The organism is Pacificibacter marinus (assembly GCF_018860665.1).
GTDB classification, from domain to species: Bacteria; Pseudomonadota; Alphaproteobacteria; order Rhodobacterales; family Rhodobacteraceae; genus Celeribacter; species Celeribacter marinus_A.
The window spans coordinates 1-15,088 of the sequence record NZ_JAHKPK010000030.1 but is presented as its reverse complement, the minus strand read 5'-3'; the positions used below and the strand labels follow the sequence as shown (position 1 = coordinate 15,088).

The 15,088-nt window shown below is 48.0% G+C and carries 12 protein-coding genes; 2 read left to right on the top strand and 10 right to left on the bottom strand.

Annotated features, from left to right (window positions below; genetic code table 11):
• Nucleotides 1–437 (bottom strand): BapA/Bap/LapF family prefix-like domain-containing protein (locus tag KO497_RS10010; protein ID WP_436799287.1); only part of this gene is annotated, 437 nt, incomplete at its 3' end.
• Between the two features lie 689 nt (nt 438–1,126).
• Between KO497_RS10010 and KO497_RS10005 the strand changes: the two genes are divergently transcribed.
• On the top strand, nt 1,127–3,061 hold the full coding sequence (locus tag KO497_RS10005) for a hybrid sensor histidine kinase/response regulator (protein WP_215943836.1): 1,935 nt from the start codon (nt 1,127–1,129) through the stop codon (nt 3,059–3,061).
• Between the two features lie 163 nt (nt 3,062–3,224).
• Entirely contained in the window at nt 3,225–3,869 is a 645-nt protein-coding gene (locus KO497_RS10000; RefSeq protein ID WP_354668107.1) for a response regulator transcription factor, read from the top strand.
• A 41-nt stretch (nt 3,870–3,910) separates the two neighbouring features.
• Here the strand turns inward: KO497_RS10000 and KO497_RS09995 are convergent, their stop codons facing one another.
• From KO497_RS09995 to KO497_RS09955, 9 genes are all read right to left on the bottom strand, one after another.
• Entirely contained in the window at nt 3,911–4,339 is a 429-nt protein-coding gene (locus KO497_RS09995; RefSeq protein ID WP_215943835.1) for a hypothetical protein, read from the bottom strand.
• Nucleotides 4,339–4,650 (bottom strand): hypothetical protein, encoded by a 312-nt coding sequence (locus KO497_RS09990; protein WP_215943834.1) that lies wholly within the window; start codon nt 4,648–4,650, stop codon nt 4,339–4,341. The genes KO497_RS09995 and KO497_RS09990 overlap by 1 nt, the downstream gene beginning before the upstream one ends.
• 339 nt (nt 4,651–4,989) lie before the next feature.
• Entirely contained in the window at nt 4,990–6,321 is a 1,332-nt protein-coding gene (locus KO497_RS09985; protein ID WP_215943833.1) for a BamA/TamA family outer membrane protein, read from the bottom strand.
• Nucleotides 6,322–6,381: 60 nt separating this feature from the next.
• Nucleotides 6,382–7,554, bottom strand: coding sequence for an HlyD family efflux transporter periplasmic adaptor subunit (locus KO497_RS09980; RefSeq protein WP_215943832.1), 1,173 nt, complete (start codon nt 7,552–7,554; stop codon nt 6,382–6,384).
• Entirely contained in the window at nt 7,551–9,686 is a 2,136-nt protein-coding gene (locus tag KO497_RS09975) for a type I secretion system permease/ATPase (protein WP_215943831.1), read from the bottom strand. The genes KO497_RS09980 and KO497_RS09975 overlap by 4 nt, the downstream gene beginning before the upstream one ends.
• A 26-nt stretch (nt 9,687–9,712) precedes the next feature.
• Nucleotides 9,713–10,984: a TolC family protein gene (locus KO497_RS09970; protein WP_215943830.1), complete on the bottom strand. Its 1,272-nt coding sequence runs from the start codon at nt 10,982–10,984 to the stop codon at nt 9,713–9,715.
• Between the two features lie 447 nt (nt 10,985–11,431).
• Complete coding sequence (locus KO497_RS09965) at nt 11,432–13,195, bottom strand: hypothetical protein (protein ID WP_215943829.1); 1,764 nt, start codon at nt 13,193–13,195, stop codon at nt 11,432–11,434.
• Nucleotides 13,196–13,718: 523 nt separating this feature from the next.
• Nucleotides 13,719–14,858, bottom strand: a complete 1,140-nt coding sequence (locus KO497_RS09960; protein ID WP_215943828.1) for a glycosyltransferase — start codon at nt 14,856–14,858, stop codon at nt 13,719–13,721.
• A gap of 23 nt (nt 14,859–14,881) precedes the next feature.
• On the bottom strand, nt 14,882–15,088 hold a 207-nt coding region (locus KO497_RS09955; protein WP_215943827.1), incomplete at its 5' end, for a hypothetical protein.

Below are 15,088 nucleotides of genomic sequence, written 5' to 3'. Positions count from 1 at the left end.
GTGCCGCCGGTATCACCTGTGCCGCCAGTATCGCCTGTGCCGCCGGTATCACCTGTGCCGCCGGTATCGCCTGTGCCGCCAGTATCACCTGTGCCGCCGGTATCGCCTGTGCCGCCATCGCTTCCGGAATCATTCATCGTAAGTGCAGCAACCCCCAGCCCACCAAGCGCAGCCGCGAGAGCCTCTTGAGAAAAGCCTGCGCCCAACCCAGCGGCGGCAGGATCGCCGTCAACAACGACATCATTGCCATAATAAATAGCGTGCAACGAGCCATCTGCGATTGGCAGATAATAATCTTGGACGGTGATCGTATCGCCTGTCCCCAAGTCAATTATTAAATTATTGCCAGTCCGGCTGTATGTCTCCAAGCCAGTACGATCAATATTCAAATCTACACGGACCTCAGTTGATGAGGCTATTAAGGTTCTATTCGCCATGGTTCCACTCCTGTTCCCATTTTCCCCCTCCGCACCTGCCCAAAGATCATGAGTCACATACGAAAGATACAATACCAACCACCGTATTACACCACAAAGTATGTAGTCAACACATACTTTGTGCCATATCGGGATAATGACAAGACTCGAAACCAAAACCCCAACGGCTAGCCGCCCTGCTGAACGAAACCTATTACATCTCCAAAGCAGACAACCTCCGCCTCGAAATGAGTTGCGAGGCAAAATTCGTTACGCATTGCCCCCTTCCCAAACCATCACATTCGACACGAAATAAGAAACAACACATTGAAAACAAAAGGATATAAAGCAAGCGCCATACAAAAATCAGAACGGTAAAATACCTCGATCCCTTCGGAGTAAAGACGTAAGTCAACCAAAATCAAAGTATTCAATTTAAGACATGGCCTTCACCAAAGTCTTTTACCCCTCCTCAACAGGGCCTCATCCAATTGGCAAAAACTGCCTTATTTCCCACAACTTGTAGATAAAAATATATCCTTTAGGTCAGTTATATGCGACAAGAATAGCCAGTTGATGCACGTTCAGAAACGTTACATTTTACTCATTGTTATCGATGCCAACCCACTGTTTTTTAATTCTACTTTGATGTGCATGTGAAAAGTCAAACAAGCTTGAGCTAAAGCCCTAAATACAAAGAGACAATCGACATGAAGTCTACGCCCCCAGTCTCGGGACAAGAAAACATGGCATCACGGCCCATCATTCAAACGATCGCAAGACTGATTGCCACGGATCGCAGACCTACAGTCCTAGCCAATGAAAGCGGAGAAATTCTGCTTGCCAACTCCGCATCGCAACGGTTGAAGTTAGACAGAAACGGCATTCACGACTCATTGGACTGGCCTGCCCTTTGCCTACGCGCCTCGCGATCAGGCAGCACACCTGTTGCACTTTCAATAAATGCGAATACGCTAGAAGGTGAAGTCGTCTGTATCTCTTTATCAGTCGGTGATGGCTATCTATTGCGTTTGTCTGAAAATGATCAGGAAGCAACATGGCTACGCAACAGATCTCGCGCGGCAACGCTTATGCGTGTGGCACATGACTTGCGCACCCCTATTCAATCCCTTCTTGCCAGTGCTGAAAACCTATTGGACGACAGCGGCCCCAAAAATGAGTCGGACAAAACGGCAGCGCACAAAGCGTTGCTTCAGGCGACAGATACCGCGATGGATCACATCAGCAACGTTCTCGCGGTGATCCGCGGCGAACAAAGCCTTGTTGGGATCAACCCTGATGAAACCTTCAACATTACTGAAGAACTGCGTACATTGCTTACAATGATTGCACCGATTGCGCGCAAGCAAAACGTAGATTTGAAGTTATGGCTCACGCCGCATGAAGATACTTGGGTACATGGTCCCGTACGCTTCGTACGCGCTCTTTTCCAAAATATAATCGATAATTCCGTAAAATATGGCGGTGCTGCTGTTAACATAAGCCTTACATGCCACCCTTTGCCGCCTGCCGAAGGCGCGGCTGATTGCATAGCGATAACATTTACAGTCTCTGATTTAGGTGGCGGCCTACCAGAGGATCAAAAGATGCGCCTCAATCATGCCCTTGGTCACCCCAATCAACGCCCTCCAACCGATGAGATGAATAAGTCCTCAGCAGGCCTAAAGGTACTGACCCATGCTTTACGCCAACTTGGCGGCCAATTGGATGTCTCTGATAGATATGATGACACTTCAGATGGCGATAAAACCAAATCGCTTAAAGTAATAGGCACAACAATGCGTGCGACGATAACATTGGAAAAAAGAGAGGCCCAAAACCTTTCTCAGGCCACCCCTCCAAAAGATATTAAACCCGCCCTCCCCCTTAAAGGTCGCTCGATCATTTTGGTCGAAGACAGCCCGTCCAGCCGTGACTGGTTGCGCCACATTCTAGAAACAGCAGGTGCACAAGTTTGGGCGGCGGGAAATGGAATTGAAGCGCTATCTTTTCTAGAAACTCCTGATATTTCAGAAACTTTAGACCTGATACTAACAGATATGACCCTGCCATATATGTCTGGTGTGGAATTTGCACAGCGCGTGAGGCAGAATATCACCCCACCCTGGACAGGCCCAATCGTTGCTTTGACAGCTCATGTTGCAGCCCCTCTTTTGGCTGCATGTTCAGAGGTCGGCATTTCACAAGTGCTCGAAAAACCAATTCGCCCACAAGTCTTGCGGGATACATTGCTTAACATCTTGGATGATGACCCATCACGTCATAAACAGCGGTCAGAGTTCTCACAGCCTCAAGACACAGCAGAAAATACACTTAAGCCTAATATTGTAGAAGATTTATTCGCGCAGCTGGGAAAAACAGGAACTTTGTCGTTCATGAAACGTGCACATAGCGAAGCGGAAAATGTTCTCACAAACATAAAACAAAATGGTGTTGGCCCTGACACGGGTCGGATGTTACATGCGGCAACTGGCGCCTGTAGCTTAACAGGTTTGGGGGATTTGGAGGCAAGTTTGCGTGCGATGGAGGACGCCTTCGATCGTGGCGAAGACCTGAAAACATGCCAGTTACAATTAGAGGCGGCCATCACTCAAACACTCAACGCGATTACCGCTCTGGCCTGAGTGACTTAAGCCCCCGATCATGCAGCCGTGATATGCTTGTAGTTTTAACAAAAACAAATATAACAAAATCGAGATATATTGTTCAATTTTGTCCACTATATGTAAGCTGCTAAGTGCCTATCTCATTTCACATGTAGTGCATGATAAGTTAAGGGAGTTAAATGTGAAAACCGCCCAACCAACAAACTCAATTGTTCGCGTACTCATAGCCGACGACCACGCAATGGTACTCGAAATGTTTGATCACTTCTTGTCCAATTTACCTGAGTTCGAAATCACAACAGCCCCAGACCTTAACGTTGCATTAGAAATAATTGAACAAAGTGGACCGTTTGATTTGGTCCTGGTTGATCTTAACATGCCCGGAATGGATGGAATTTCGGGCTTGAGCAAAGCTTTAGAAAGCAACGGAGGCCGCCCAACGGGCCTGTTGACGAGCGCCCCAACAGCACAGGTCATCTCTGAGGTTTTACAAATAGGCAGCGCTGGCATAATTTTAAAAACAGCCTCGTTGAAAGATTTGGCCAATGAAATCAAGTTCATGACGGAAGGCGGGCGTTATATCCCCGTAGAACTTATCGATCAACAAAAGCTAAAAGCGCGCGATACATCTAAATCACCGCTTTCATCTCGCGAAACCGGCGTTCTTGCCCTTTTGTCAGAGGGACAATCAAACCGCGAAATCGCAGAAGGTCTTTCATTGGCGGAAGCCACTGTAAAAATGCATGTGAAATCGATCTGCACAAAACTAGGTGCAAACAATCGAACGCAGGCCGTGATTGTCGCGCGTGACATGAATATCATCTAATATGAAACTCTAAACGCAAACAGCATTCGGGATCTCTAAGGTCAATTCAGACTCAACGATGAAATCTTATCCAAAATTGCGGATGTATCGCTTTTGGCTGGCAGCAAACTTTGGCACAGTTTGAAAGTGTCTAAAATCGATTCACCGTCCCACATCTCGCTTTCAATGGCCATGATGTGAATATTCGGCTGTTTCCGACGCACCTGCATACAGATATTCGCTGCATCCTCTGGTGAACCAAAGAAATCTTCATCTATGATAAGAACATCCACTTGTTGTTCTGCATCCGCAAAAAGACGCAAAGCCTGTGCATCATCCGCAGCACCAAGGAACCTGACGGTACGTCCAGAAGTTTTTAAAGACTGTGACCTAGATAGGTACTGTTCATTTAACAATGCAACGGCCAGCACCTCTTCGGTGCAGGCTCTGTGTTGCACAGCGACGCCATGAGTAATATCCTGCTGAAACATTACACCAACCCATCGCTGTCGCGTTTAGGCTCTCTAACAAATTTCCAAAAATCGCTTAATTCGCTCATCACATTGAGAGCCGTTTTCACGGCAACAGATTGTGTAACCCTGCGTTCTTTTTGATAAATCGCGTTACGCCCGACAAAGCTCGGATCAAAGGAGAGACGGTTTACACGCAAGAAAGAGATGATATTGGGTTTTGCATTTTGTGCGAGGTCCAATTCATGATCGAAGCGATCAAATAGCCTCCCCGCAAGACTGACGTCTTTGGGCGTCACATGAGATTTGCGGTCCATGTCAAAAAAGGTCATCGCGTCGTTCTCCCCAACTATTCAATTCAGTAAACAAAGCACATTCGGTCGCATGCTCAATTTCACCTCTTCCAATCATAGTCGCTGACTGAACCCCAAGAGCTTGCACATATACTTTAGGACTATAGCTAGACTCAAATCAATACTAAAGTTTATATCATCGAGAAAAGAATAGCGCACAATCATCCCCTTTAAGTTGAAAGACGCCCCTTAGAAAGAAATTATCAGGAAATGAGGCAGCAAAAGTTCACCAATGTGCCACCGCACCATGCGTGTCAAAGTGACAACCAAGTACGGACGACCAGATTGGGCCTCAAAATGAGATATTTTGTAGGAATGCTAAAATGACGAGCTAAAATTGATGCCGAACACTTGTTCTTCATCGCCATTCTGTTTGCTGAGCGGTGTCGCCAAATACAATGACACAGGTGAGGTTCCCACATCAAACGATAAAGAAAGTCCAACGGTACTACGTCGATAAAACCCGTCGTCAATTGTGTCACCAAGTGTCTCGTCCAGCCCCCATGCCGCACCAGATTCAAAAAACAATCCGCCTGTCAAAGGAGCTTCAATCGTATTTTCAAAATTATGCTGTAGCTCAATAGACGAAACCGCAAATTTATTGCCGCCAAGTGCGGTACCATTCTCTTGCGGCCCCACTCCCCGTGGCGCGAAGCCTCGAAACCTGTTTGCGCCAAGGGCAGTGCGATCCAGAACGCGTGTTGTGTTCCCATCAAGTCCAGAAATTGCCCCTGCGTCTAAGGATATAAGGACTCTCCACGTCGAGCTTAACGGAACATAGGATTGACTTTCAAACCTAAAATCAGAAAGAGTTTCGCCCGATCCAAGGTTCCAAAAATATTGTTCCATTCCAAAACCATAAGCCCAATCACCCCATCCTGTTTGGGTTTCTGACAAAGACGTTTTTGCCAATCCAAAATGCAAAAAAGGGCCGGAAATTCCTGTAGTTTCCTCAGTTTTTACAAGCTCGCCGGCAGTATCAGCCACATCAAAAAGACTATAGTTGCGATACCCAAGACCCATTTTCAAATCGGTTCCTTGCCCCATAGTCCAAGCTAAATAGGTTTCGATTTGCTGTATGTCAGAGGCATAGGACCGATCAGAAAAATATCTCTCTTCCCATCCAACATTCACGCCAAGCGCAATACCCTCACCGATTGCATCTACCTTGAACAACCGCGCAGTCGCGCGTTGGACATCCGAATTATACGACAGCTGGACAGAGCCATATGTATCGGGGAAAAGATTATATTGTTCATAAAATACCCCCCCGACAACGCCGTCTTGTGAGTCATACGACAGGCTAGCTTCAAACCGTCCCGGACTAGTGTCAATTTCTTGAACTGAGATCACAAGCACATCATCAACAGGTATAAGCGTTACAGTTTCAAACACCCCTGTCGACATCAAGCAATCCTCAATTGCACGCAATTCGATCGCCAAATAGGGCACCCCTTCAACGGCTCCACAGGTCATTTGAATATCATCTTCAGGGATAAATTCTGCGCCGCGCACCTCGATTTTTTCAAAAACATGGACCGTTAACGCATATATTTCAGAAGGCAAAACCAAAGCGCCAGAACATAGAGCAAACGCCTGAACGAGCCTCTTTGATGATCGGAATTTTTCCGAAAAATGATGCGGCAGCATGTTTAACTTTTTCCTTCAATTATGCGCAGTGGGGTAACCTATGTCCGACCCCATCGCAGCTTAGCGCAACCTTGCCCGCAATAGAGGGCGCGTCAGATAGCTCAAAACAGATCTATTGCCGCTTTCAATATCCACTTGCGCCACCATTCCTGGGCGAATGGCAAACTGTTCACCAAACCGCTCGAGATAGCTGACCTCAGTGCGAACCATAACGCGATAGAAATCCTGCGGGCCCTGTGGTGTGTCTTCTTCCACTGTATCCTCAGAAATCTGTGTGACGACACCCGCCAGATCACCATAGGTTGCAAAATCATATGCGGTAATTTTCACACTTGCAGGCATGCCTTGCGCAACAAAAGCGACATCCTGCGGCTTGACCTTGGTTTCGATCAAAAGCTGGTCATCCGTAGGTGTGATTTCCATAATCGGCTCACCAGGCTGCACCACTCCGCCCAATGTTGTGATCATAATATTGTTGATCCGCCCCCCCACAGGAGACCGAATTTCAGTCCGTTGGAATTCGTCTTCTTTTTGGATCAGCTCCTGCTGAAGCGTGGTTAATTTGGCCCGTTGTGCCGCCAAATCTTTATAGGCATCTTGAACATAGACATTGCGGACCTCATTGATTTTGCCATCTAATTCCGCCTTTTGTTGACGAAGTTTCAACACATCAATCTGGCTAACAGATCCTTCGTCAGCCAAAGGTTTGGTGATTTCAATCTGGCGCTCAATCGTCGAACGTTCTTCTTCCAAAGATTTCAAAGACGCCTCGAGTTTGGTACGGCGCGCTGTAAACAAGCGAAGTTCGGCTTGCTCCGCAGCGTTAGGTTGATCCCCATAATCTAATGCAGGCTTTTCCATTACTTCGGCTTCTAAACGCTTGGTTTCAGCCTCCAAAGACGTAATTTCTGACTGGGTCGCGTTAAATGCGGTTTCTGATCTTGTCGGGTCTAAGCGGGCAATAAGTTGACCTTCTTTAACGATATCCCCCTCGCTTATATACAGTTCAACCAAGATTCCGCCTTCGAGGCTTTGGATGGACTGCATACGGCGCAAAGGAACGACACGGCCATCCCCACGTGTGATCTCATTGAGCTGCGCAATTGACGCCCAGGCAATCGCGATAACCAACGTCGCCACAACCGTTTGAATAACAAGACGGGCGCGTTTTAACGTTTGTCGCCGGTAGCTGCCATCAATATGACTTGTGGTGTCGATGTCGATTTGGCTCATTTCACGGCCTGCACGGGTTGAACTTGCGCAGAGTTAGCACGCGCAGCATTCAAAATTTTCAACAAATCACCATCGCGAGCGATCCGACCTTGCTTCAACACCACCGCGCGCTCAGTGAGACCGAGCAATTCGCGTTTATGCGTAGAAATAATCGTTGTCCGCCCCTGCAACCATTGCTTGAGATGCGCGATCACTTTGGCTTCGGTTACATGGTCCAAAGCGGACGTTGGCTCATCCAACAGCACCACTTTCGGGTCTTGTAGCAACACGCGCGCCAAACCAATCGATTGGCGCTGACCACCGGACACATTTGCATTGCTTTGAATTTGCAGATCGAGGCCGCGGACGTGCTGACGAACAAAAGTCCCCAGCCCAACGGCATCTAAAGCTTGAAGAAGTTCTTCGTCGGAATGCAATCCATGATCCAGTAACAAATTGTCTCGCAAAGTCCCCTGAAACAGAGCAACGCTTTGCGGCAAATACCCAATTTGACGGCGTCGATCGATCGGATCAATCTGGCTCATCGCCAAGTCATCAACCAAAACTGACCCAGTTTGCGGATCTGTTAACCCAGCCATCAAACGAAGCAGAGTCGACTTACCCGCCCCGTTCCCCCCGAGCAAAGAAATCCGTTCACCAGAGGCGACTTTCAACTCAGGAATAGCGATAACCGGCGCGGCTTGTGGATCATGGCGAAACACCACATCTTGCAGATGAAAATTTCCGGCCATGTTGGCCGAACGCACGAAATGCCGATCAGTCGGGCGCTCCACTGGCAATTTCATGATTTCGTTCAAACCATCCATAGCCGCACGCACATGCTGCCACTTGGCTAACAATCCAGCCACCTGCCCCATCGGCGACATAGCGCGCGTGGACAAAAGCGTACATGCAATCAAGCTTCCGACCGTTAGCTCCCCGGAGCTGATCAAATATACGCCAGCAATCACCACGCCAGCATAGGCCAATCTTTGTACCGAACTGACAAGTTGGCTCATCAAAGTTGTCAAATTGCGCGTTTTAATCGCAGTCGTTGCCATTGCCGCAGATAGCTGCGCATGGGTACGTTGCAATCGGCCCTCTGCTTGACAGGCTTTCACAGTCTCAAGATTGGAAATCGTCTCCAACAATAATCCATTCAGGGCCGCAGCTTCACGGCTATTTTCTTTCGATGCCCGCGCAAGTTTTTTTTGCATCAATAGTCCGGGCAGAACACTTAATATAACGCCTGCAAATACGACCCACATAACATTTCCACCGATAAACCAGATCACACCTAAGAAAATAAACACAAAGGGCAGATCACAGATGGCGGTGACGGTGCTGGATGTAAAAAACTCACGCACCACGGCAAAATCCCGAACCTGATTGGCGAAAACGCCAGTAGATGCAGGTTGATTGATCAAGCGCATATTCGCAACTTTATCAAAAAGTTGTGCCGACAATCGCAAGTCCAAATCTCGTCCTGAAACATCAACCAAGGAGGACCGCATCAGGCGCAATACAAGCTCAAGCAAAATAGCAAGCCCAACACCACTCGACAGTATCCACAAGGTATCAAAGGCATTATTTGGCACGACGCGATCATAGACCTGCATTGAAAACAGGGCGGTCGCAACCGCCAATATATTCGCTGCAAAAGAGGCGACCATCACGTCGCGATAAATCGACCAATTTTCCCAAAGAGGCCCAAGAAGCCAATGTTTATGGCCGGCCTTTTTACCATCAAGGCGGTCAGAAACGACGTCAATCGGCTTGGAAATAAGAACTCGCCCATCATGCAAGCGGTCAAGTTCTTCCATTGTCCAAATTGCTTTGCCTCCGCCAGATTCAGGCAAAACAACTTTTGCCTGTCGTTCTGTCAGCGCCTCAACAATGGCAGTGCGACCGTCCTTTAAAAACACCAGAACAGGAAAACTGTGATCTGGCAAACTCTGCAGGGCTTCGCGGCTGGTCCGGCAGCTCATATTGGCTCGTCGCAAAGCCATTGGCGCCAGATCAAGCGTCAACTCTGCGCCTGAAACACGAGGCAAACCGGCGGTCAACTGCGAGAGCGACGTCGAAACGCCTTGCAAACGGCATAATTCCAATAGTCCAAGTACGAGAGGATCATGCAACGCCGTATCTGTCATTTGGGGGGCCCTCATTTTATTCTAATTTATTGTACGGTTGATCCAGAAAGTAAGATCGTCCCTAAAACACCCAAATCTTTGGCCGCTTCGTATTCTGTGCGCTTGCGTTCGTCGAATGTGTCAATCTCATCTATTTGTGCGTCATAAAGATCCCGTCCTGTCGTCAGAAGATCAAGAATCTCACGTTGCCCCGCAACGAACTGCTTTTCGTAAGTTCGCAAAACCTTCTCAGATTCAACAAGTTGTATTGCTTTTGATTGCTCACTTCGACGCAAGAGGTTCAAACGCTCAAGCGCGCTGCTCGCGACGTTCATCAGTTGACGCTCTTCCCCCCGCAAAGAGGCTTTGGCACCATCAACAGCAAGCTGCGCAGATTGAATTTGGCGTTTACCAAATCCGCGCGAATTCAAATCGACACCTGCAGTCAACCCAACCGAAGTTTGCGTTGCACCGCCATTAAGATCCATCCGCCCTTGCGCTTTTAGGTTGATCGTTGGAAAGCGTTGGGCCTTTGCAAGCTGAATACCTTCCTCAGCTTCGGACACAGCCGCCCGCGCCGCGATGTATCCGGGTGCAATCTTGACTGCGGCACGGATTTTTTCTTCTGAACCATAATGTGACGAAAATGATAAAGATGGTGGAGGAGCCACAGCATCAATGTTTTGCCCTACCAAAAATTCAAGCTGCGCCAAAGCAATCTGTTGATTGGCCAATAATTGCGACATTTGTTCATCTGCGCGGGCAATTTCCAACCGTGCGCGGGCCACTTCACTGTTGTCACTCAGCCCAGCACTTGCGCGATTTTGGGCCTGATCCGCCAAACGACGCGCATAGTCCATATATTCTTGTGTATAGGATATTTTGCGTTTCAGCACTTCGACGTCGATGAAATAGCCAGCAATTTCAAAGGTCAAATCCTCGACGGCCATTTTTAAATCGGAAACGGCCTGCACCTTAACATGAGACGCCTCATTAATTTGGCTGCGAATTTGGCCCCAATCAAATAAAACCTGTGTAACGCTTAGCGTTACTCCAGCCCCTTCACTTTCAGTCGTTCCGCTATCACCAGATAGACTAATGGACGGAAAATAGGCGTCTCTTGCGGCTTCTATATCAACAGTTTTGGCTGCAACGGTTTGCCGCAAAGCTTCAACATCTGGATTATTCGCAATTGCCGACAGTGTTGCTTCTTGCAAAGACATTTGCGCCAAAGCTGGTAGCACAGGCAGAAAACTGAATATCGATACCCACGTCAAAAGTTTCAACGGCCCGGAAATTGACCCACTTAAGCCTGACATAGTAACCCTCCCCTGGCGTGCAAAAAATTTCCTTTAAATTCAGACATAAAAACAAGATCGCTTAATCGGGCTAACACCCTTGTTAAGGAAAATTTATGCATATGTCGGCACACATAGCGATGAAACGTCAGTGCGCCCAACATCAAATCCTGCGGACCCAAAATCGTAAAACTCTGGCATAGTTTTGATCCCTCAAAGGCAAAGTGCGCCAGTTAAAGACGCACAGATATATCCCAACAGAGCCTTGCAGTTCACTTAAACCAAGTCATATCGATCGGAAAAACGACAAGTCCCCCACTGACGCGACCTTTTGATGAAGGAAATCAACTAAAATATAAGAAACCGCACCACAAGACTATACCAACAAACAAAAGGATATGTATAACTATTCATTTACGAAATAAAATACAAGCCCGAGTAGATCAATTCGCCTCAAAGTTGCATAACTTACTCGTCTTGGGTGAAGAAAAGACCATCCAGAAGATTTGAAGTCGTTTCGGTGACGTCAGAGACCTCGTTGAGCAGATCGTCAGCACCATCGACCAAGCCACCAGTAAGCTCAGCACCAAGGTCAATGTCGTCCTCAGAGCCCCCCAGCAACGCATCAATTGCGTCTCCGCCAGCAAGAACATCAGAACTGTTCGGCCCAAGAAGCTCACTCAAAAGAGAATCGACTTCGCCATCAGCCAAAACATCAACAGTTTCATTCAACAAACCATGATCCATAAGCGAACCAGTCAAACTGCCTTCACCTTCAAGTCCAGCAAACAGATCGCCAAAATCGCCAGTTTCAGTAGGTTCGACGTCAACACCAAAGGTATCATCATCACCAAGCAAACCAGTCAGGACATCGCCTAAAGTATCCCCTGAGGGCACATCGGTCAGATCAGAGACATTCTCAGCACCAGCAGAGTCATCAATGCCAAGCAAAGTATCGAGATATCCATCGTCTTCGCTTTCCCCAAAATTTGAACCATCGGCATTCTCAGCGCCCCCCAATAATCCACCAACAATAGGCAAATCTCCGATAACATCTGTGCCCAGTACGGGTTCAATCACATCGTCTAAAATAGGTCCGGTAACATCACCTAGAACAGATCCGAGAAGGTCGCCTAGAATTGGATCGAGAGCATCGCCAACAACGGGGTCAAGAACACCATCAATCACGGGCTCCAAAATATCGTCGACAACGGGGGCAAGAACGCCATCAATCACAGGCTCCAGAATATCGTCGACAATGGGATCAAGAACGCCTTCAATCACAGGCTCCAGAACATCGTCGACAACGGGATCAAGAACGCCTTCAATCACAGGCTCCAGAATATCGTCGACAATGGGGTCAAGAACGCCATCAATCACAGGCTCCAGAATGTCGTCGACAACAGGGTCAAGAAGAGAGTCAATTCCCCCAAGGAACTCCGACACAAATCCTTCGTCCGAAAGAATAATATCAACTACGCCATCCAAAAGGCCATCATCGCCGACAAGTCCATCTAAGATACTCAAATCCAAGATTCCGCCTTCGCCGACCAATGCGTCAACAAGATCGTCAACGAGACCGTCTTCCCCCAGCAGATCCGCCAACACACCATCGTCACCGAACAATGCATCAATCACCCCATCGACGACGCCCTCTGCCCCTGGGGCCGGGTCGAGCCTCGATGCAGTTTCTTTATCACTAAACGGATCGATATCGGATTGCGGAACATGCACGTCCGGAGAGGAAAAATCGGCCGAATGACTTTTTTCTTCCAGATTCAAAACCTTATCTACGGCTTCAGATGTTGCGGTGGCGTTGGCAACGCTCGATGTGCGGCCAGCAGCCGCGGGAGCAGCAGGTGCCGTAAAGTCAACATCATCGGCAGGTGCCACAACCTCAACGTCCGCACTGACTGGCGCAGTTCCATCAACCGGCAGCTCAGCGGCATCAAGCCCAACCGCGTCAGACTGCTCCCCCACTTCAGCGAGATTCTGTACGTCTACGGGATCAACGTTAGGGTCTATAGGTGTGTCATCTGTGGTGGACGCCCAGAGCTTATTCGCAAGACTACTCTGTACCGCCAAGCCCATTCCCACAGCACCTGCAACGGCACTGCTTAGGCCCGACTTCGGCGTCAAGCGATCAGGCACGGACGTGCGCACAACATTTTCTGCTGCGTCGACCAGTCCTAGCCGCTCTTCAGTGGCATTCAGATTTTTTTTCGTCGACACGTCCGACACACTCCACTTTAAAATACCCAGTTAGCGTTAGCGTCAGTGAACATCGCCTCGCTAAACCGAAGGGTATCTACTTTTGCCCAGCAAAACAACCTTATCATCACCCATAGAAAATTGAGTCGTTCTCAACCTGTCTATAGCACATACCATACACCTTTACGATAGCATGAAACATCAATTAGTATACCATCACCCCAAAATTACCAAATACATTCACTCCTTAGGACATAATTAAAAGGCGCGAACTCAAAAGAGTTTAACTTGAAGCCTAAATCTTTAGCATGATCTAGATCAAACTACGGGCAAAAGATATTTACCTAAGGTCAAGCCCTATCCCCTTTTGTAAGTCGACAGCATAATGAGCAGAAACAAATCAAAAGTACCTACGATCATCTTTATGGCTCCAGTCAAAGGCTAATTAGAGTGAAAGCCCTCCCTTTCAGTGTAACAAAAGCATATATCTAAAAAATCTGATAATTTGGTTAGCCTTTCCGAGCAGACCGCGGCCCTCACGCACTTACAAAAGCGCTCGGATGGAGTCCTTTGTCGTCTCCGGCGCAGCACTGGCCATAAATGGCTCATATTGCGACAAGAGCCTTGGATCTTCGCCAATACGCGCCGTTAGGAATAAGACCTCGTAGGACACCCAGTACTCATAGATATTTTTTCTAAGAAACAGACGGTTCCCCGTTGGTAACGGGGTAGATGCAGCCGCTTTTGCAAATATTAAAGCCGCGTGAAAATTGCCTCTGTGTCTGAGAATACGGGAAAGATGATAAAGACACTCGGCGCGATCATTGACAATATCATAGCCTCGTAAAAGAAAGTTTAATGCCAAATCACTACGGTCTCGTTGTTCCAATTGCAAAGCTGCTCCGAGAAAAGCCATATAAGTTTCTTCGCGCCAACCCGCTAGTTTCGTACGAGCCAAATACCATTTTAGAGCGCGATCTTTATCGCCATAATCTCGCCAGCTATTTGCACAATAAAAAGCATAACGCGCCTGCAAATCTTTATCGGCATCAGAACGCAATGCGTTTTCCAACAACAATGCGTCTTTTTTGTATTTCTCCGGGTCCATGCTGCGCGCGCCATTTCGATTGGACCTTACCGCATATTCGCCTTCAATCCTGCCAATATCGCGACCTGGAATGACGATGAACTCATGTACCACTCCTCTCCATTTTAGATCTGGTACATTTTTCACCAAAAGCGGGCGAACATACTGGCTGCTTCGATCTTCGCTTTCGATTTTGACATGATAAGCATCACAGGTTAGCGCAGGCAAAACGGGAACACCTTCGACCGCATCATCCGCATCAAAGAATAAAATGTAATCAGAGGCCCCCAAGCATTCTTTTAGTGCAAGATTACGGTTGTGCGCAAAGTTCTGCCAGTCGTGTTGATGAAGTACGCCAGGGATATTTAATTCCGAGAATGTACGGCGAATAATATCCTGCGTGCCATCTACGGACCCAGTGTCCGAAATCACCCAGCGATCGATTGGAAAGGCATCACAAACATTACGCAGCGTCTTTTCAATAATATGCGCCTCATCACGCACAATCATGTTCAAACAAAGCGTCATGAATCCCTGCCCCACTCTGGAAAGATTAAAGAATACTGGCCGCAGTTCCAATTTTAAAACTGCGGCCAATATATCATTTAAGAGGTGATGATTTAAACAACATCAAAAGGCGTGGCTTCAAAGAGGTTTGTCAGCAGATCGCCTTCGCCTCCGCCAAGCACACCGTCAAGAACATCCGTCACAGGTGCAAGCAGATCGTCCCCGCCGCCAGCCAGAACGCCGTCAAGAACATCCGTCACAGGTGCGAGCAGATCGTCCCCGCCGCCGCCCAGCACGCCGTCAAGAACATCCGTCACAGG

Coding starts and splice junctions, on each gene's coding strand:
- KO497_RS10005 (WP_215943836.1), top strand. CDS start 1,127: ATGAAGTCTACGCCCCCAGTCTCGGGACAAGAAAACATGGCATCACGG.
- KO497_RS09995 (WP_215943835.1), bottom strand. CDS start 4,339: ATGTTTCAGCAGGATATTACTCATGGCGTCGCTGTGCAACACAGAGCC.
- KO497_RS09990 (WP_215943834.1), bottom strand. CDS start 4,650: ATGACCTTTTTTGACATGGACCGCAAATCTCATGTGACGCCCAAAGAC.
- KO497_RS09985 (WP_215943833.1), bottom strand. CDS start 6,321: ATGCTGCCGCATCATTTTTCGGAAAAATTCCGATCATCAAAGAGGCTC.
- KO497_RS09980 (WP_215943832.1), bottom strand. CDS start 7,554: ATGAGCCAAATCGACATCGACACCACAAGTCATATTGATGGCAGCTAC.
- KO497_RS09975 (WP_215943831.1), bottom strand. CDS start 9,686: ATGACAGATACGGCGTTGCATGATCCTCTCGTACTTGGACTATTGGAA.
- KO497_RS09970 (WP_215943830.1), bottom strand. CDS start 10,984: ATGTCAGGCTTAAGTGGGTCAATTTCCGGGCCGTTGAAACTTTTGACG.